At 64.8% G+C, this 18,221-nt stretch carries 14 protein-coding genes and 1 pseudogene; 9 read left to right on the top strand and 6 right to left on the bottom strand.

The features are described 5' to 3' along the window. Window positions 1–100: 100 nt before the first annotated feature. The 8 genes and pseudogenes from ACFWY5_RS28115 (at window position 101) to ACFWY5_RS28080 (ending at window position 7,373) form a co-directional block, all read left to right on the top strand. Entirely contained in the window at window positions 101–1,219 is a 1,119-nt protein-coding gene (locus ACFWY5_RS28115; RefSeq protein WP_379635345.1) for a DUF6192 family protein, read from the top strand. Beyond that, entirely contained in the window at window positions 1,216–1,662 is a 447-nt protein-coding gene (locus ACFWY5_RS28110; RefSeq protein ID WP_379635343.1) for a hypothetical protein, read from the top strand. The genes ACFWY5_RS28115 and ACFWY5_RS28110 overlap by 4 nt, the downstream gene beginning before the upstream one ends. Window positions 1,663–2,039: 377 nt before the next feature. Then, window positions 2,040–3,227, top strand: a complete 1,188-nt coding sequence (locus ACFWY5_RS28105) for a hypothetical protein (RefSeq protein WP_379635341.1) — start codon at window positions 2,040–2,042, stop codon at window positions 3,225–3,227. Between the two features lie 207 nt (window positions 3,228–3,434). Then, window positions 3,435–5,129, top strand: a complete 1,695-nt coding sequence (locus ACFWY5_RS28100) for a DUF262 domain-containing protein (RefSeq protein ID WP_379635339.1) — start codon at window positions 3,435–3,437, stop codon at window positions 5,127–5,129. 61 nt (window positions 5,130–5,190) lie between these two features. After that, window positions 5,191–5,844: a RadC family protein gene (locus ACFWY5_RS28095; protein WP_379635337.1), complete on the top strand. Its 654-nt coding sequence runs from the start codon at window positions 5,191–5,193 to the stop codon at window positions 5,842–5,844. A 174-nt stretch (window positions 5,845–6,018) separates the two neighbouring features. Continuing rightward, window positions 6,019–6,216, top strand: a pseudogene (locus tag ACFWY5_RS28090) (DUF397 domain-containing protein); the annotation flags it as partial. Window positions 6,217–6,587: 371 nt separating this feature from the next. Then, a complete protein-coding gene (locus ACFWY5_RS28085; RefSeq protein WP_379635335.1) occupies window positions 6,588–6,863 on the top strand; it encodes a hypothetical protein in 276 nt (91 codons plus the stop codon). A gap of 237 nt (window positions 6,864–7,100) precedes the next feature. Further along, a complete protein-coding gene (locus tag ACFWY5_RS28080; RefSeq protein WP_379635333.1) occupies window positions 7,101–7,373 on the top strand; it encodes a hypothetical protein in 273 nt (90 codons plus the stop codon). A 50-nt stretch (window positions 7,374–7,423) separates the two neighbouring features. On the opposite strand, the gene ACFWY5_RS28075 is transcribed toward ACFWY5_RS28080, so the two are convergent. The 3 genes from ACFWY5_RS28075 to hsdR all read right to left on the bottom strand — a co-directional run bounded on the left by ACFWY5_RS28075 (window position 7,424) and on the right by hsdR (window position 11,924). After that, window positions 7,424–8,899, bottom strand: a complete 1,476-nt coding sequence (locus tag ACFWY5_RS28075; RefSeq protein ID WP_379635331.1) for a class I SAM-dependent DNA methyltransferase — start codon at window positions 8,897–8,899, stop codon at window positions 7,424–7,426. A 5-nt stretch (window positions 8,900–8,904) separates the two neighbouring features. Next, entirely contained in the window at window positions 8,905–9,378 is a 474-nt protein-coding gene (locus tag ACFWY5_RS28070; protein ID WP_379635329.1) for a hypothetical protein, read from the bottom strand. Window positions 9,379–9,464: 86 nt separating this feature from the next. Continuing rightward, entirely contained in the window at window positions 9,465–11,924 is a 2,460-nt protein-coding gene (hsdR, locus tag ACFWY5_RS28065) for an EcoAI/FtnUII family type I restriction enzme subunit R (protein WP_379635327.1), read from the bottom strand. A 668-nt stretch (window positions 11,925–12,592) separates the two neighbouring features. Here hsdR and ACFWY5_RS28060 point away from each other — a divergent pair. Further along, complete coding sequence (locus ACFWY5_RS28060) at window positions 12,593–14,956, top strand: ATP-dependent endonuclease (RefSeq protein ID WP_379635325.1); 2,364 nt, start codon at window positions 12,593–12,595, stop codon at window positions 14,954–14,956. On the opposite strand, the gene ACFWY5_RS28055 is transcribed toward ACFWY5_RS28060, so the two are convergent. From ACFWY5_RS28055 to ACFWY5_RS28045, 3 genes are all read right to left on the bottom strand, one after another. After that, a complete protein-coding gene (locus tag ACFWY5_RS28055) occupies window positions 14,934–15,188 on the bottom strand; it encodes a hypothetical protein (RefSeq protein WP_379635323.1) in 255 nt (84 codons plus the stop codon). The two genes, ACFWY5_RS28060 and ACFWY5_RS28055, sit on opposite strands and share 23 nt — an antisense overlap. Window positions 15,189–15,317: 129 nt before the next feature. Further along, window positions 15,318–15,539 carry a hypothetical protein gene (locus tag ACFWY5_RS28050; RefSeq protein WP_379635321.1) on the bottom strand — a complete coding sequence of 74 codons (222 nt, stop codon included), beginning with the start codon at window positions 15,537–15,539 and terminating at the stop codon, window positions 15,318–15,320. Window positions 15,540–15,835: 296 nt separating this feature from the next. Beyond that, complete coding sequence (locus ACFWY5_RS28045) at window positions 15,836–17,320, bottom strand: hypothetical protein (RefSeq protein WP_379635319.1); 1,485 nt, start codon at window positions 17,318–17,320, stop codon at window positions 15,836–15,838. Between the last annotated feature and the right edge of the window lie 901 nt (window positions 17,321–18,221).

The raw sequence follows: 18,221 nt of genomic DNA, 5'->3' as shown, positions 1-18,221 counted from the left end.
GGGCTGAAAGTGCTCTCAGCGCCCCTTTCTAAGGCGCTCAAGGTATTGCCGGACCACACCGCGCCAAGTCTTGGCATGCCTCGACGGGCTTCTTGATCCCATGTTCGAGGTGGTGGCGATGGTTCCTGCTTCCCAAGAATCCCCATTCCCCGAGATCTACTCCGACGACGAGTGGCTCACATACGTCGGGGAGGGACGAAGCCTGGTCGAACAAGAGCTGCGAATCCAGTTCGCGCTCGGCGACATAACACTTCGCATGGTGTCCGCCGACAAAGGCCCAGGCGGCGGCGATCGCGGCGTGTTCAGGGTCCTCAGCCGCTACGCCGATGAGATCGGGCTTCCTTACAGCACTCTCGTCGGCTACCGACATATGTCCCTCGCCTGGCCGCCGGAAAAGAGAAATCCGGCTGTCTCCTTCTCCATCCACCGTGCACTTGACGCTCACCCAGACCGGTGGACGCTGATCTTCGAGCCACCCGAGGGGATCGTCGAGTGGACTCTCGATGCGGCGTTGCGGTTCGCGGAGCGAAGGCCGAAAACACCGGAGTCCATAGAGGAGAAGGTGGATCGCGCGCAGACGCTGCTCCGTGATGAAGAATCCGCCATAGCGGCCGTTGCGATGCTTGTCCAGCGGCCTCAGGTAGCCGAGCGAGTCATCGCTGACCCGCAGGTTCGACGGTCGCTCCTTGGTGACGACGACAATGCGGCTACCGCCGTAGCTGAAGTCGTCCAGCGCCCTGCTGTCGCCAGACGCCTGATGGCGGATTCAGATGTTAGACAGTCCCTGCTCCATGACGACAACAACGCGGCCGCCGCGGTGTCGGAGGCGATTCAGCGGCCGGAGGTTGCCGAACGCGTCATGGACGACGTCCGCAGCAGGCAGTCTCTGTATCGCGCCAACATGAGCCGGTACAGCGCATCTAGCGGCGATCGGCCCTTGCGTCCATCGAAGCGCTCGGAATCTCTGGTCGATGGGACCCGGACCTCCAGAGAGGTCTTGGAGGTTCTCGGCCTTGGGACGGCCTTCGTGACCGGCATGCACGACCTGATCCCTACGCTTCACGTCGTCGAATACGGCGAGCAGGCCCGGCGGGCCATCAGTGAAAACCACCGGAAGGTCAGAGCAACGGTCGACTGGTGCGACACCGTCATCGCGACCGGTGACACGTCCATGGACGATCAACTCGCCCGGTTGCTGAACGGGGGCGGGACGTCATGACCACCGAGCGACTGATCCGATCATCATCGGTACTCGACCGCGCAAATACGATCTTCGATTTGGTCGAGAGCCAGGGTGAGGCCGGCGCCTTCACGGGTTTCCTGCTGGACAATCTCCTGTGCAGCCGCAGCCAACTCGCTCGCGGGCACGTTGCGGTACGGGACATCGTTGCTAAGGCCCGAGGGAAGGCCTACATCCGCTACGAGGGCGCCTACTTGGTGACCCAGGACCCCGACCGCTGCTGCGGATACATCGCCGCAAAAGTGAAGAGCGTCCATACCGAGTTGGACCGCCTCTTGTCGTGCGCCATCTCTCCCTTCGGAGACGCCGTCACCCAGTACGCAGTCCTCGCCTACTACCGGCGAGAGATCGACCACATGCTCCAGAACGCCAAGGACATGGAGCAGCTGGGATATCCCGTACGAAATCTCCCCGTCAGGTAGGAACATTGAGCGGCGGTCGTCTCGCTGACCCCATCGAGATAGCCGGCCATCGGGGCCACCGCCAAGCATGCTCGTCGGTCTCGTCAAGAACGCCGGGATCATGGAGCTCCGGTATGAGGTTGCATGACGGCATGGCACAGGGGCCAGCTTCCCACCTTCCTGCAAAGCTGACCGGGTACCTAGTTCAGCTCCCGGTGGACACCGGGAGCTGAACTCCTGCGTGTGTGGTCAAGGATCGGCTTCTGGACACGTCGAGACCGACTGTGGGCTTGGATCAAGAAAGTCAGCCCGCTCTACACTTTCCGCAGATGATTGCATCGCGGATCGCACGGCCACTTCAGAGGAGCGTTCTTTCCTTGCCTTTCCCTTCCGGTGACATGGTCGCCACCGTCGGCACGCACCTGCACTTCCAGAGACTGGAGCGGTTGCTGCATGAACGCCACCTCGAGCTGGGCGACCGAGTCCACCTCAACTCCACCGGATCCCAGCTGTACCTGATGGTCAAACTGCCAGGAGGCCGAGGGGTCGTGCTGAGCCAGTCAAGGCTCGGCCACGCCTTCGTGTGGCTGATCGTCGATCCGGTGCTGGGGAGTGAGCCTTCAATCTGGCCGCTGGACACATCCAGCGAGGTACTCGTCGACGCCATTCACGCCCACGCTACTGCCCACCTCGCCGGAGTGCCGGTGGCGTCGCCTTGGCGCTGGCACGAAAGTGAATCGTCGGACATGACCGAGCTCGCCGACCTTCTGTCCGAACGGGGAGTACACGTCCAACGGGTGGCGGTTGGGAACCGATACTTCGCTTACGGACCGCGCTACGAGCCCAAGCTCCACATCGCAGACGGGCGCGAAGGAGCCTACGTCGAGGCCAGGTTCTCCGACATCTTCGTCCGGGTGTCCATCAAGGCCAGCGTCGGCTGGCTGGTCGACATGTATGACCCGGAGCGTGAAGCCTGGACGCGCGTCGATCTCGGCGATTCTCTAGGGCGCAGGAAACTCCCGACACCGGGCATGCCGCGCGCCGACGTCCCTGTGAGCCGGATCGCCGACCTAATCTGCGACGGGCCGAAGGCGTGGGTTGAGAGCGGCGCTCCCTGGGAGACGACCAAGCCGTCGCGAGCATCCGTCGAGACGTGGCCCGACATAGAGGAATCTCCGTTCCTCACCGAGTCGGCCCCACGGCCGGCAGGCGCAAGGGAACACCTGGACGCCGTTGTGGAGCAGCTCACGACCTTCGGCTTCGGAGACATCCGCGAAGGCGAACCGCACAGCCTGATTCACTCCGACACCTATCACGTGGATTGGAGCGGCCGGACGAAGGACCTGTCGACGTCCGAGATCCAGCGGCTGAACGGCCTGGCCGCAGCGGCTGGCGAAGACCTGCCGAAGAGGCTGATCGTGATCACCAATGGCAGGATCAGCGGACCAGCAGCGGAGTTCGCGGACAAGGCCAAAGCATTCGTGTACGGCCTCAACACCGCGACGGGCAGGCTCAACCCCCTGAACTCACGCGCTCGTGACCTGCTGCCGCCCCTCACTGAGCCGAGCAGATTCATCCTGGAATAGCTTGTGCCCTTCAGATGATGACGTCGCGAGGGGCTATGACCCTTGCCAGCACCGCAAACGGTCGAGAGCGGTCGGCAGGCTGCCGTCGCCCGAGCAGTCCTCACGCCAGATGATCGTGACCAACCCGACGGTTTCAACAAAGTCGGATAGGTCGCCTCGCCGGTGCTTCGGGTGACAACGGTGTGGCGTTCGTGAAAATCTTGGGATATGTCGCCGATCCCCCACGAGCGCGCTCATCGCCCCCAGCTAGAGAAGATCACCGAGCTCGCGTCGCGGGTCAGAGCGGGGAAGATCAGGCTTCCGAAATTCCAGCGGCAGTTCGTGTGGAAGGGCCACCAGGTCCTCGATCTCCTCGACTCGATCTCACGGAACTACCCGATCGGGAGCCTGTTGCTCTGGGACAGCGAGCTGCGGCTGGCGAGCGACCACGACATCGCGGGCATCGAGATCGACCAGGTGCCGCACCGTGAACGTACTGCCTACCTGCTCGACGGTTGCCAGCGTCTGTCGACTATCTGCGGGGCGCTGTACTGGGAGCCGAAGGGCGATCCGAAGAGCCTCTGGAACCTGGTCTACGACTTCGAGGAGCAGCGTTTCACGCACCGCAAGGACTTCGACGAGCCGCCCGCGCACCAGATTCCGCTGAGGCTGCTTGCCCAGCCCTACCAGTACGCCAAGTGGGCTTCGAAACGGCTTCCTGAGGAGTTCGAGGAGGCGGCGGGGCAGCTTTTCGACAACTTCGCGAACTACGAGACCTCGGTCGTGACGCTGAAGACGGCCTCGATCACTGAGGTCGGCCGGATTTTCGAACGGGTCAACACGCGCGGGACACCGCTGACGGCGGTCCAGGTCATCCGGGCGGTGACCTGGCGCAGCGACTTCGATCTCCTCGACGCGATCGACGGCGTCCGCGACGTGCTCGCAGCCAAGCACTACGGCCTGATCGACCAGATGCTGCTCCTCCGCGCGATCTCGGCGGCGGCCGGGCTCGGGTTCGCCAAGTCCGACATGGAGCAGCTGCCGTCCGTGGGCCATGAGCGTCTCCTGGCGGCCATCGAGGAGACCGAGAACGCCGCGAAGAAGGCCGTGGACTTCCTCACCACTGAGATCGGCACTCCGACGGCTGCCGCGCTTCCCCACGCCAACCAGCTCGCTGTCGTCATCGAGATCTTCCGGCAGATCCCGAGGCCGAACGGCAAGCAGTTCGCCCAGCTCCGCAGTTGGTTCTGGCGGACGGCCCTCGGCGGCTACTACGAGGGCTGGAATCCCCGGAAGATGGCGGCAGACTTCGCGGCGGTGACGGCGTTCGCGAAGGGCGAGACCAAGGGCATCGAGGTGGACGTCCCGCCGCCCAGCACGCGGCTGTGGGGGGGCAAGTACGATCGTGGCACCGCGCCGCAGAAGACATTCGCGCTCATGCTCGCGGCACGAGGCCCCGTCGACCTGATCACCGGGGCGGCCATCGACGTGGGGAAGACCCTGGCCGGGGACAACTACCTGCAGTTCCACCACTTCTTTCCCAAAGCGGCCCTCCTACGCGACGGCATCAGGTTCGAGCAGGCCAACGTCCTCGCGAACATCGTCATGCTGACCGCGATCAGCAACCAGAAGTTCTCCGACCTGCCGCCGTCCGCCTACCTGAAGGCCGAAATCGACTTCAGTGACGAACGGACGATCCGCGAACGGCTCGACACCTGCCTCGTCTCCGCGCCCGCTTTCGACGCGGCCATGCGCGGCGACTACAAGGCGTTCCTCGCCGCCCGGTCGGAGACCCTGCTGGAGTGGGCGAGGGACCTCATCCAGCGCGGCCTGGCGACGGAGGCCGCGCCCGCGGAGCTCGACGAGGAGAGCCAGCGGCTCGCGAACGAGGTCGAGGTCGTGGACGAGGACACCGACGACTGAGGTCCGGGCGGCGGCGTTCTGTCGGTGACGGATGGTCTCCTGGTGGCGGGAGGTGTGTCCGATGCGCGTCACTGATCTGCCCGAGGCCGACCGGCCCAGGGAACGGTTGCTCGAGCACGGCCCTCGCGCGCTTGCCGACCGGGAGCTGCTGGCGCTGGTGCTGGGTGAGGGTCGTCCCGGTATGGACGTCATCGAGCTGGCGTCCCGGCTGCTCGCCGACCATGGCGGGCTGGCTGCGGTGGCTGTGGCCGATCCGGGCGCGCTCCAGCGGTCGGCGGGGATCGGTCTGGCCAGGGCGGCCCGGCTGGCGGCGGTGTTCGAGCTGGCGCGGCGCGCGGCCAGGCCGCCGCGCCTCGGCCGGATCACGGCCACCGAGGACATAGCGGTCACCGCCGCACCGCTGCTGCGTGGTCTCCGGCATGAGAGGGCGGTCGTGGTCGTCTGCGACACCGGTGGCCGGATCCTGAAGACGGCGACGCTCACCGAGGGCACGGCGGATCGCACCCCGATCCCGGTCCGCGACGTTCTGAGCCTGGTCCTCTCGTTGGGCGGCGCCCGTTTCGCGGTGGCGCACAACCATCCGAGCGGCCGGACGGAACCGAGCGAGGCGGACATCCGGGTGACCGCCCGCCTCCGCGACGCCGCGACCACGGTCGGGCTCCGCCTGCTCGACCACGTCATTGTCACCGAGACTTCGTGGGCTAGGATCGCGTGACCATCGCACCGGTGCCGGGCCGACCGGTGAGGACGGCTCGCACGAGCCCATCCGGTCGGCGGCCTCGACGAGCCAGTCGAGCGACCCTGGCAGATAGATCACCCGGTGCCCGTGGCGCGCCCATACCGAGCCCACGCGCGGGAGTACCGCCCGTAGCGCGAGTCCGTCACTTGGGTGAAGTTCAACGGAAGGATTGCGAGCGACTCGCGAGGTCGCAGACCCCTGGAGTGGCGAACGAGCAGCCACAGCACCGGTTCCGGCGGCGAATGCGTCGAGCTCGCCTCCCTCCGGCACCACATCCTGATCCGTGACTCCAAGAACCCCAGCGGGCGACCCCTGAACGTCACGGACACAGACTTCCATACGCTCTTTCGAGCGATCCGCGCCTACCGACCTCGACAACGATCCGGGCGAGGCCGGGCAGACCTCGCCCACGCTCACAATTGCCCACTGAACGCCGCATTCAATAGCGACGGTCGCAGAGCCTTCACGAGCTCGGGACCCTTGCTCGTGCCCAAGCCGACCGCTAGCGCATCGAGGTGCCGACCGATGCGCTGCTGCTCGGTCAGCGATGGCAGCAGGATTCGTTGGACCTCGAAGTTCTTGATTCCGAGCGTCTTGTTACGGCCTGCCGAACCGGGTGACGACCGGCGGATCACTTCCAGCCCAGCTGACGAAGTGAAGTAGTGGCGCAGATATGAGGCGTCGGCCCGCTCGATGTCGACGAGGTAGGTCATGAACCGATGGCTCCCGATGTAGCCTCGCTCGGCATCTCCTGCGAGGGCGATGGCGCCTTCCCACGCGAAGACGCTGCTGAACAAGAGATCCCCGGGCTTGATCGCGAAGACGCGTTTTCCGCCCAGCTCGGCACCGGTCACGGGTTCTTTGTGGAAGATCCCTCGCCCGAACGACCTGATACCGATCTCCCGGTACGTGTCATTCTCAGCCACATCAACCTGACGGCGCCTCAGCCTGATGACCTCGCCCACAGCCCACTCGTCCGGGTCGTTGGCGAGTGAGTCCGCGATCAGTGATTCTTTGAATGCCGCCTGCAGCTTAGAGCGCTGCTCCTGGAGCTGCTCAACCCGCGAGCGATTCGCTGTGGCGGCGTCGAGGCGGGCGGCGATGCGGCGCTGCTCCTCCAGGTCTGGCAAGGGGACTGGGGTGGACATGAGGGTGGCAGGGGTGGTGCGTTTGCGGCGCACCATGGAGCCGCGCGGGGTGAGGCGGTCCCAGAGCGTGGGCCAGTTGACGAGGTGGGAGATGTAGCGGAGATCGGCTTCCGACTCGATGATGTCGAAGACCGGGTATTCCGGGGAGACGTGCGCTCCGGAGAACTCTTCGGGGACTACGGTCAATGCGCCTTCCCAGGCGTTGAGTTTGCTCATCGCGAGTTGACCGGTGCTGAGACGGCTGAGCGCCTTGTAGGCGGTTTCGTTGCCGGTGATGGTCGGGCGTTTGATCAGGCCCTTGCCGAAGCTGTAGATGCCTGCGATGCGGTATTCGTCGTCGGCATTCACAGAGACTGAGCAGTGCGCGAGCGTGATGGCCTCACCGAGGGGGCGTTCCGGAAGCGCCATCAGCGGGCCTCCACGTCTTTCTGGAGAGAGGTGAGAAGGCTGAGGATCTCCTGCTCGGTTTCGATCAGCTCGGCAAGGAGTTCGGTTGGCGACCGGTGTGACAGGTCGTCGGTGGTGTTCGGGTTGGTGAGGTCGAGGTTGAAGCCGGAGGCGAGGAGGTCGGCGATCGGAACGCGCCAGGTGTGATCGTTCTCGGTGCGGTCGGCGCGGTCCGGGCCGCCCCACCATGCGGCGGAGGACTCGAATTCCTCGTAGCGCATGGGCTTGGTCTTGGCGTAGCCGCGGCTGCCCTCGGGTGGGGTGATCTCGTAGAACCAGGTTTCCTTGGTGGGGCCGGTCTTGTCGAAGAAGAGGAGGTTGGCGGGGATCTGGGTGTAGGGCGCGAAGACGCCTTGGGGGAGGCGGACGACGGTGTGGAGGTCGCACTCCTCGAGGAGCTGTTTGCGGATCTTGGCGCCGATGCCCTCGCCGAAGAGGGCGCCGTTGGGGAGGACGATGGCGCATCGGCCGTCGGGCTTCAGTTTCTTGATGACGGCGTGGAGGAAGAGCCAGGCCGTTTCGCGGGTCTGGTAGCCGGAGGGGAAGTTCTTGGCGATCGAGTCCTCTTCTTCGCCGCCGAAGGGCGGGTTGGTGAGGATGACGTCGACCTGGGAGCCGGGGCCCTTCTCGTCGATCATCACGCGGAGGGAGTTGGCGTGGAGGACCTTCGGGGAGGGGATGCCGTGCAGGGTCAGGTTCATCATGCAGAGCAGGAACGGCAGGGGCTTCTTCTCGATGCCGCGGATGTTGTTGAACAGCTGCTGTTGGAGGACCTTGCTGGTGGCCTGTGGGAACAGTTCGGTGTAGGCCTCGACGAGGAAGCCGCCGGTGCCGCACGCCGGGTCCATGATCGACTCGCCAAGTTTGAGGAAGGTCTGCTCGACCATGAAGCGGATGACGGGGCGCGGAGTGTAAAACTCGCCGGAGTCGCCCGCAGCGTCGCGCATCTGCTTGAGCAGGTCCTCGTACAGGAACGCCATCGTGTGGATGTCGTCGCTGCTGTTGAAGTCTATGCCGCGGATCTGGTTGACCAGGTCGCGAAATAGGTAACCCGACAGCATCCGGTTTTGGACGCCGGCGAATACCTGCCCGAGGACGTTTCGCGGGTCACCAGGCACGTCACTGCGCATGCTCGCGAGCTCCGGCAGCAGCTTGCCATTGACGAACGCCAGCAGGTCCGCGCCGGTGAACGTCTCGTCGTCGGCCCAGGCCCGCCACTGGTACTCCGGTTTGATGATCGGGTCTTCGCCGAACACCTCGCGTTCGGCCTCCAGCGCGTCGAAGGAGCGCAGGAACAGCAGCCAGGACAGCAGGGGCAGGCGGTCCAAGTCGCCGTTGAGGCCTGCGTCCTTGCGCATGATGTCGCGGGCCGACTTAATGACGGCCGACAGACGGGCGCGAGAGGTCGTGTCCTGCTTCTTTGCGGGTGGGGCCATGGTCGTCAGAGATCCTTGTTCGTCGGCTGGATGTTCAGATCGATGAGGGTGCGGGCGAGGGTAGTCACGCGGAAGCCGTCGCGGTGTTCGACGTCGGCGGAGGACAGGTCGGCGCGGTGGGTGAGTACGGCGGGGTCCCGCTGGCGGAATCCGGGAGGAACCGTCATGTGCACGACGGCCGGGTCGACCGGTGCGAAACCGTGGACGCTCAGGGCTGTCTCGTGGGAGAAGACCGCGCGGTCCAGGCTCCACAGGGACCAGCGGACCAGATGGTCCAGGTCGCTCGACGGGAGGTCGGCGTACTCGCGGAAGCGGTACAGGCCCCGGTCGATGCGCGTCCAGTTGCCCCGGCGGACGTGGAAGTACTGCGACTGGTAGGAGTAGCCGTCGAGCAGCGCCTGGGCCGCAGTGAAGAAGCCACGCTGACGGGCGGCCCGGCGCCAGAGCCGTGCCCGGGGTTCCTCGTCCCGCTGCCTCACGGCCACTAGATTAGCGCAGACGAAACTTATAGTCACTTTTAGTTTTGTGCACGATGCGAGTATCGCCCTGTTCGCCCCAAAAGAACTCAGGAGGCCTCGTACAGCTGAGTGCGCAGGTGGTCGACGGCGGTGCGCAGTCCGGCGCCGGAGCGGTCGCCGAAGAGTTCCGCGATCTCGACGACCGTGCCGAACTCCTGGTAGGCCGGAGAGTCCATGGACTGGACCTCCAGTTCGCTCTCGTCGTGCGCGGAGTACTGCGCCAGCACGCGGTCGAGGATCGCGCGGGCCTCAGGGGCGAACGACTCCAGGAACTCACGGTGCTGGAGCTTGAAGCGGAGGGCGCGTTCGGAGCGCGACAGCACAGGGAGGTTCCAGCCGAGATAGATCAGCAGGTCGATGGCATCGGCGTCGGGACGGCCCGTCAGCTCACCGAGGTCGGCGGTGCTGATCCCGATGGCCTCCAGGCGCTCCCGCAGCTCCTTGCGGCTCCGGCTGTGCGCCCACTGGGCGAGCAGCTGGTTCGGGGATAGGTCGAGCTCGTGCAGTTTGTCCTTGATGAACTGCTCCAGCCGCACGAGGCGCAGCCGCAGGCCCGCCCCGTCGGTCTCGGTGATGTAGACGGCCGAACCGAGGATGTTCACCTCTACGTCATCGATGTAGAGAGTGCGGCCCTCGGCGCGGATGTCGTCGATCTCCTCGCCGTCGGTGATCATCGGCGGAAGGTCACCGCCGTCGTGGCTTTCATACTCAGCCTCGGGTTCGGCCACCTGGTCGGGGTCCGGGTCGGGCTCGATGTCGAGGTCCTCGGGAAATGTGACGAAGCTGCCGTCCGGGTCTGCCTCGTCGCGGAGCCGCCGGAGGGGCGGGCCATCGAACTTGGGGTCGTAGAACAGGCGGGTCGCGTCCACGAAGTCGATGATGTCGAACGCGAACTTGCCAGTCTCGGGCGACAGGCGGGTGCCGCGGCCGATCGTCTGCTTGAACTCCGGCATCGAGCGGATCACCCGGAACAACACGATGTTGCGGACGGTCGGGATGTCGACGCCCGTCGACAGCATCCGCGACGTCACCGCGATGACCGGGACCTCGGAGGCGTCGTCGCGGAATTCGTCCAGACGCTCTCGGCCGGCCTCGTGGTCGTCTCCGGTGATCCGGCAGACCCACTTGTGGCCGTATCGCTGCGACAGGTCGGCGTTGGCGCGGGTCAGCGCCTCGACCATGCGCATCGCGTGGTCGTTGGTCTGGCAGAACACGATGGTCTTGTGCATGCGGCCGGTCTTATGCAGATACTCCGTCAGGTAGCGGGCTACCTCGTCGGTGCGGTCGAGGATAGCCACGAGCCGCTCGAAGTCCTTCGGCCCGTACAACTCGTCGGGGATCTCCCTGCCGTACATGTCGAGCTGACCTGCGTCCGGCCGCCAGCCATACAGGTCGATGTCGATCCGGACGTTGCGGACCCGGTATGGGGCGAGGAATCCGTCGCGAATGCCCTGGGCGAGGGAGTATTCGTAGATCGCGTCGTCGAAGTAGTGGTAGGTGTCGATGTCCTTACGGCTGATCGGCGTGGCCGTCAGTCCCAGCTGGACGGCGGGCTCGAAGTACTCCAGGATCTCGCGCCACTGCGAGCCCTCCGTTGCGCTGCCGCGATGGCACTCGTCGACGATGATGAGGTCGAAGAAGTGCCGGTCGAACTTCGTGTAGAAGTCCTGCGCCCCGCCGGGCTGTGACAGCGACTGGTACAGCGCGAAGTAGATGTTGCGGCTCTTCTGCACTCTGCCCTGGCCGAGCCGGTGGACGGCCTCGCCGAACATCTCGGAGAAGTAGTCGTCCTTGGGCTGGTCGATGAGGATGTTTCGGTCGGCGAGATACAGGACACGGGGCCGCCGCCCCTTCTCTGGCCAGTTTGCGTTCCACAGTTTCGCGACGATCTGTGCCGAGACCAGGGTCTTGCCCGTGCCGGTGGCCAGCACGAGGAGCAACCGTCGTCGCCCCTTGGCGATGGCCTGGATGGCTCGGTTGATCGCGTTGCGCTGGTAGTAGCGGGGGTCCTTCGGAGTGCCGTCCCAGTTGCGGGTCAGTATGAACGGCGCGGATGCCAAGTCGGCCTGAGTGTCGTCGGTGAGGGATCGGTCATCGCGGTACCGGGCCCAGAGCTGCTCCGGTGTGGGGAACTCCGAGATCTCCGAGATCAGGCCAGTCCGGTAGTCGACCTCGATGGTGCGGGTGCCGTTCGTCGAGTAGGCGAATGGCGCGTCCAGTAGCTCGGCGTAGCGTTTGGCCTGCTCGAAACCCTCAGCGGGATCAATGCGGGAGCGTTTGGCCTCGACGACGGCGAGCGGTAGGCCGTCGGAGTACTCCAGCACGTAATCGGCGATCAGCGGACGTTGCTGATGGTGGCGGCGGGCGGTCGGCTGGATCCGGCCGCGGTTGATCCGGTACTGGCTTTTGACCTGCTCTTCTACATTCCAACCGGTCCGGACGAGAGCGGGCAGGACGAACCGCTTGCACGTCTCGTCCTCGGTGGGGTTGCCGCTACTGAAAGTCACCCCCTATTTCTACCCGCAGGGTGTGACAGTTTCCGGACTATCGATCCCAAACCCCCTTTGAAACGCGGATTGGATCTTCGACAGGTGGCCGGAAGCTAACTCAGACCGGCAGACCTGCCGAATCACCCGACTAAGGCGGCACCACTCCGAGCCGTCGCCGACCCGATCACCGAACCGGCGCGCATCATCGACCTGAAACGTCCGCCGACACGAGCGGCTCGGCGGAATCCTCCACGAAGCCTCACACGCCGCCTGAACTGCACGGACGTAATTTCGGCAGGTGCAGAGTCGGCCGATCGCCTGTGGTTGGCGGCGCTCTCGTCCTTGATGCCCCGGCGCCTATGGTCCTGGCACCCACAGCAACTACGCCCACGAGCACGACGCCAAGGTGCTCTCACTCAACGGCAGGTACAGCACCAACGGCTTCTGGATCCTGCGAAGCGGTGGCCTGGGCTGTACTGGTCGCCTGGCGGCCAGGGCTGCTGATCACGGATAGATGGGCATCGGACTGCGCCTTACCTTCAACGGATGGGGCGCGGTCTTTTCGTCTGCCGAACCCGTCTGGTGCAGAAATGATCCCGAGCGTCGGAAGCGGCGGGTTTTGTCGTACCTGAGCGTTACCCTTGCTGACCATCCGTCAGGGTCTCGCCGGCTGGAAAGAGGCGTGAATGATCATCGCCGCTGTCCTCATCCGCTTCTACCGCTCGTTCAACTTTGACTACCTGCGTAAGGCCGCCGATGGCTTTGCTCCGCAACCGTGGGATGTGCTGGAGTCGGACGACCTGCAGTACCCCTTTGTCCGGGTGCCGCTGGAAGCCAGCGTGACCACCGTGGTCGGCGCCAACGAGTCCGGGAAGAGCCAGATGCTTTCCGCGATCAAATGTGCTCTCACGGGGGCGGGCATCAAGCGGGGCGACTTCTGCCGCTACTCGCAGTTCTTCGCCGTGAACAAGTCGATGGCCTACCCGGACTTCGGACTCGAATTCAGGAACTTGGACAAGGATCAGCTGGTGGCGCTGGCCAAGGTCTGCAAGACCACCCTCGATGAGGGATCGAACTCCTTCATGATGTTCCGCGTCAACGGCGAAGGACCGGAGATCTACCTCTCCCGAAGCACTGGCTGGGAACGGCATGTCGTCCAGGACAAGAAGGCGTTGACCTCGCTTCTGCCTCAGTGGTTCGAGATCGACAGGGATGTGGCGCTGCCGGACAGCGTGCCGCTCAAATACCTCGCCGAAGGAAGACTGTCGGTGGGGACCGGTCCGCGCAAGGCACGCCATTCGTTCCTCAACCTGGTCTTGGAGAACGCCCCGTCGCTATTCGGGGGGTCCGCCGAGCAGACCGCCTCGGCCGCTCCCACGCTGATGAGCGCTTTCGCGTCCGTGAACGTGTCCACGGACGCTCACGATCGCCAGCTCGCTCTGGCCGATGACCTGCTGCTGAAGGTCGCCGGCATCAACCGCGTGTCGTTCCAGGAGTTGCTGAAGGCGGCCGAGGACGGCCGGGACGGGTTCGCCAACGGCATCGTCGAGCAAATGAATCGTGAGCTCGCCGGGAAGCTCAACTTCCCGAAGTGGTGGTCTCAGGACAGCCAGTTTCAGTTGCTGCTCACCCTTCGCGACCAGGATTTGGTCTTCACCATCCGAGACCGCACGGGCACCGAGTATTCGGCCGACGAGCGAAGCAGCGGCCTGAAGTACTTCCTCAGCTACTTCGTGCAATATCTGGCCCACGAACCACCGAAGTCCGGTGTTCCCGAGATTCTGCTCATGGATGAGCCGGACGCGTTCCTGTCGAACACCGGCCAGCAGGACCTGCTCCGCATCTTCGAGGACTTCGCCAGCCCGCAGAAACCGGAACGGCGGCCGGTCCAGGTCGTCTACGTGACACATTCGCCCTTCCTGATCGACAAGAACCACGGCGAGCGTATTCGTGTCCTGGAGAAGGGCGACGGTGACGAGGGGACCCGCGTGGTGCGCAATGCCGCCCGCAACCACTACGAGCCGTTGCGTTCGGCGTTCGGCAGCTTCGTCGCCGAGACGACCTTCATCGGCAACTGCAACCTGGTTCTGGAAGGCATGTCCGATCAGGTCATGCTCGCCGGGATGTCCGCGCGGCTGCGCCGGCTGAAGGCCGCTTCGATGGACCATCTCGACCTCAACACGCTGACGCTCGTCCCGGCGGGCTCCGCGTCGCAGATTCCCTATCTGGTCTATCTGGCTCGGGGACGGGACGTCGACCGGCCTGCGGTGATCGTCCTGCTCGACAGCGACAAGTCCGGCGACCTGGCGGCCAAGGAACTCAAGAAGGGCCCGAACGGCAAGCCGGTGATAGCCGACAGGTTCATCCTGCAGTTGGGTGACCTGTCGGCGGAGGAACTCACGAGCACACTCCCGAAGGGTGTGGTCGCGATCGAGGACCTTGTCCCACTCCCGATCGCGCTCGCCGCGGTGAAACGCTACGCCGACGAGTTCCTGGACCCTCAGGAAGCGGGAGATCTGAAAGGGCTTGTTCCCGAGAGCATCGACTTCGAGGGCTCCTCAGGGACTCACGACGCTCTGGAGCGTGCGGCGGCGGCGAAGGTCAAGGGGTTCCATCTGGACAAGATCGGGTTTGCCCGCAGCGTCATGGACGCAATCGATCATGACGACGACATCCCCGCCGAGGCCACAGCGATCATGGATGTCAACTTCCGGGTCCTCTTCCGTGAGCTCGGCCGTCGGCAGCGGCAGGCGCTACGCGAGATCGCCACCGAGAAGATCAGCGCGAAGATCAAGAGGCTGAAGCGGGGTTTCCTGCTGGATCACCCTTCGGGCGCCACCCACGAACAGGCGACCCTCCTTCTTGAGGACATCGAGGCCGGGCTGGACAACTCGGTCGCCGCCGAAGACCTCAAGAGTCACATCCGAGCGATCCGGCGCGATTTCAAACTTGAGGACGAGCCGAACGAGCCCATCGAGGACTTCAAGGCCTTCCGAGACGCACTGGAGACGCTCGCGTATCAGCAGGTCAACCAGGTCCAGAAACCTTAGGCGTTTCGCTGGCGACCATCCTGCGGGTCCTCATCCTCAGAAGGATGGCCAAGACAGCCGTGAAGGCGACCCAGGCCAGATAGATGCCCTGCAGTCCGAGCCCGAAGGTCAGGCCGAGGATCCAGGACAGCGGGATGAGCACCAGGTAGTCCCCGGCGACGTTCGCGATCATGGCTGAGTGGGCGTCGTCGTGGGTGCGCAGGAAACTGCCGTCCGCCATGGCGAGCGGCATGGGACCAGGCTCAGCAGGGCCAGCGGCACGACCTGCCACGCCAGCGTGACGACCTCGGGGTTAGCGGAGAACAGAGCGAGCAGCATCGTCCCGCCCGCGAGACCAGGGCAGCCGGGACGGCGTAGACGATCAGCAGCAGGCGCGTGCCAGTGCGGCGCCAGTGGTCGGCCTGATCGCGGTCGCTGGCGCCTGCTTCGTGTTCGGCCAGGATGGCGACGGAGGCAGGACCGTGCAGACGGTGAGGAGCAGGTTGTCGACGATGCGGTAGGCGGCCAGTTCGGGATTGCCCATTCGGGCGGCGAATCCGGCGATCAGGGCCTCGTTGAGGTAGCCGACGCCCATGGCGCTCATCTCTGGCCAGCCAATCTTCCGCAGGGTTCCGGCTGTGGGGTCACCGTCTCCGGAGATCCAGGGGAGGCGGCTTCGGGCGTACAGGAGAAGGAAGGCGGTGCCCGCCGTGGTGGCGGCTGGGACGCGCGGCGAGGCTGGCCGTCACGGCGGTGTCGGCGACTGCTAGGACATTGAGGCTGGCTAGGATCATGCCCGACTGCGCACCCGTGCTCGCGCCGAAGCGGTCGCAGTCCACGTACGGTTCCCCGGCTGGAAACCGGGTTGATGAGGCTAACGCAAATCGCACGGTCCGAGACTCACGGTGTAGCCGCTGAGGCCAGAGCCTGTGTGAATTCTTGCACTTTCGGTTGCTGTGGCCACCGGCTACGCAGACGCGTGTCCAAGGGTTTCAGCTCGGCAATGGCATGCTTCGACCCGGCCTGGGCTGCTTCGGCGAGGCCGGCTAGACCGGCGATGGCCGCCGCGTCGGGAGCTTGGTCGGCGGCGTGGGCAGTGCCAAGGCGGGCGAGGTGAACGGCTCGGTCGCGGTGGTGGGTTGCGGGCAATGCGGTGAGTTGCGCCTGCAGGATGGTGATAGCGCGGCTTGGTTGCCCAGCGGATAGGTAGCAGGTGGCGCGCTGCAGTTCGCTGAAATTCGCGTTGTAGAACCTGAGATACAGCGGGCCGTCTGGTACTGGGGCGGCGCTCAGCAGTCGGTCGGCGGTATCAAGGGAGGCGGAGTCAATGACACCCGTTCCAGCGCGGCCTCGAGCTTCGTACAGGTGGGCAACCGCCAGAAGGGTGGAGGGGATCTGCCATGAGGTGTGCTGCGCGGCTTGTGCGAGTTCGATGGCGTGAGGGTAGTCATGATGGTCGAGAGCGAGAGTCGCGGTGCGCAGCATCATGTATGTCGCCATGTTGGTGTCGCCCGTCTCCAGCGCCCAGGTGGTGGCTTTGGCGGACCACCTGCGACATCCATTGGTATCAGCGACCTCTCGGCACAACCACGAGAGATGCTCGGCGATTTCTGCTTGCAGGACGCGCAGTTCGCGCCGTAGATCGGAGCGGGCCTGCTCCCGGCTCGCGGCGATGGACCGCAGCGTCTCGGTCAGGGCGTCGATGTGGGCGGCTGGAGTGAGAAGGTGGTGTCCAGCTTGATGGGCCAGGAGAGTCTGCCGGAAGGCGCCGGTGATGGAGTTCGTTTCGGCGAGCACGGGCGCGAGGGCAGCATCTGGCAGGAGCGCAGCTAGGCCACCCGCCGCGAGCAGCGCGCTGAACCTCCGGCGCGACATAGTCACGGTGATGTTCCCTTCACCGATGGGAGTTCGCAGGGCGACAACCGCATCGTTCTCGCTTTGTCCAGAGTAGTCGGCGATTCCTGATGGCTGTAGTGTCATGAGAACGTCCACGATCACCTCATACGCCACCGTGACAGCTGGCGGTCCGGGGCGATGACGTGGCCCATACAGCAGGTCATCGATCAAGCAGCCATACAAAATGGCCAGGCGACCGAGGTCTTCAAGACACGGGGCTCGCGCTGATGCCGACGTGGCTGCTCCTGGGCCGCCCCAACGTTCCCAGTACGAGATCTGCTTTTCGGTCTTGGGGATCGGCCCTGGCCAGCGCCGGTTGTACTCTTCGGCGACTTGGGCTTGGCTAAGGCCAAGCGCGTGCCGGTAGCTGGTGTGAGCGTTGAGGCCGCATTGGTGCATGATCACGCTGGCGATGTGGCCGGTGGTGGCTCCGCGTTGGCGCAGGCGCGCCGACAGCTCCTTGGCTTGGCGCCGCCTTTCGCCGTGCATTCCTCGCACCTCCGGGTGGATGAGCACACAACCCCAACTCGACCGTAACGCTCACCGAGCTCGGCTGCCCACCCCTTCTGGAGGGGTGAAGACCAATCTCCGCTTCCCCCGCCAGAAGGGGTCGTGGAAGCCGATCACGTGAGGTTTAGTGAGGCGTCCAGGGCCTCCGATGGAAGCCTGATCATCCGGCGGTCAACTCCATGGGGGAAATGCTTGCCTATTCCGAATCACGCCGTCGGCGGTCTGCGCTGCCTTAGAAGCACGGCCGCGTGATGTCCGGGTGCCGCTCCACCGCTCGGAGGTCCGCATGCCCGTGTCAGTTTGTGTGACCAGGACTACTGCGGCGGCGTGCCCGCTCGCCCCAGTCCTGTCCTTCTGCAGCGGCGTGCCCGCTCGCCCCAGTCCTGTCCTTCTGCATCGGTCTGTTGGAGGCGTTGGCCCGAACGCTGGCTGCTGCAGTGGTCGGTGACCCCAGAGCTACTGCCGAGCCGATGAAGGGATAGTTCATGCTTCCTGAGCCCACCCAACTCTCCGACTATCTATCCGCGGCCCCGGTGTCGCGGCACGAACTGTCTATCGGGCTCATCTTCGAGATCGTTCCGGAACGTGGCCCGCGAGAGTCCGCGAGGGACGCACTGACCATCCTTGAGCAGCGGGTCGTCCGCGACCTGAAGGCGCGAGGGCGGGAGGTAGCGGAGCCCGAACGCATGGAGATCCACTATTTCTGCAGACCGGTTGGCCAGTGGATGGCCTGCCTGCCGGATGAGGCTAGTTGGGGTTTCGCCGCGATCCGGGTGAGGACTAGGTGTACTGACCACGGAGGTTAGGTACAGGGGTTGATCGGTTTGGCATAAGGAAGGGCTTCCGGGTTCGGTGTGGATTGCGAGATCTGCACCGTGAA

This window comes from Nonomuraea sp. NPDC059007 (assembly GCF_042740555.1).
GTDB lineage: Bacteria > Actinomycetota > Actinomycetes > Streptosporangiales > Streptosporangiaceae > Nonomuraea.
The sequence above is the reverse complement of the archived record's forward strand: the minus strand, read 5'-3'. Positions and strand labels throughout refer to the sequence as shown.

Coding starts and splice junctions, on each gene's coding strand:
- ACFWY5_RS28115 (WP_379635345.1), top strand. CDS start 101: ATGTTCGAGGTGGTGGCGATGGTTCCTGCTTCCCAAGAATCCCCATTC.
- ACFWY5_RS28110 (WP_379635343.1), top strand. CDS start 1,216: ATGACCACCGAGCGACTGATCCGATCATCATCGGTACTCGACCGCGCA.
- ACFWY5_RS28105 (WP_379635341.1), top strand. CDS start 2,040: ATGGTCGCCACCGTCGGCACGCACCTGCACTTCCAGAGACTGGAGCGG.
- ACFWY5_RS28100 (WP_379635339.1), top strand. CDS start 3,435: ATGTCGCCGATCCCCCACGAGCGCGCTCATCGCCCCCAGCTAGAGAAG.
- ACFWY5_RS28095 (WP_379635337.1), top strand. CDS start 5,191: ATGCGCGTCACTGATCTGCCCGAGGCCGACCGGCCCAGGGAACGGTTG.
- ACFWY5_RS28085 (WP_379635335.1), top strand. CDS start 6,588: ATGGCTCCCGATGTAGCCTCGCTCGGCATCTCCTGCGAGGGCGATGGC.
- ACFWY5_RS28075 (WP_379635331.1), bottom strand. CDS start 8,899: ATGGCCCCACCCGCAAAGAAGCAGGACACGACCTCTCGCGCCCGTCTG.
- ACFWY5_RS28060 (WP_379635325.1), top strand. CDS start 12,593: ATGATCATCGCCGCTGTCCTCATCCGCTTCTACCGCTCGTTCAACTTT.
- ACFWY5_RS28055 (WP_379635323.1), bottom strand. CDS start 15,188: ATGCCGCTCGCCATGGCGGACGGCAGTTTCCTGCGCACCCACGACGAC.
- ACFWY5_RS28050 (WP_379635321.1), bottom strand. CDS start 15,539: ATGAGCGCCATGGGCGTCGGCTACCTCAACGAGGCCCTGATCGCCGGA.
- ACFWY5_RS28045 (WP_379635319.1), bottom strand. CDS start 17,320: ATGCACGGCGAAAGGCGGCGCCAAGCCAAGGAGCTGTCGGCGCGCCTG.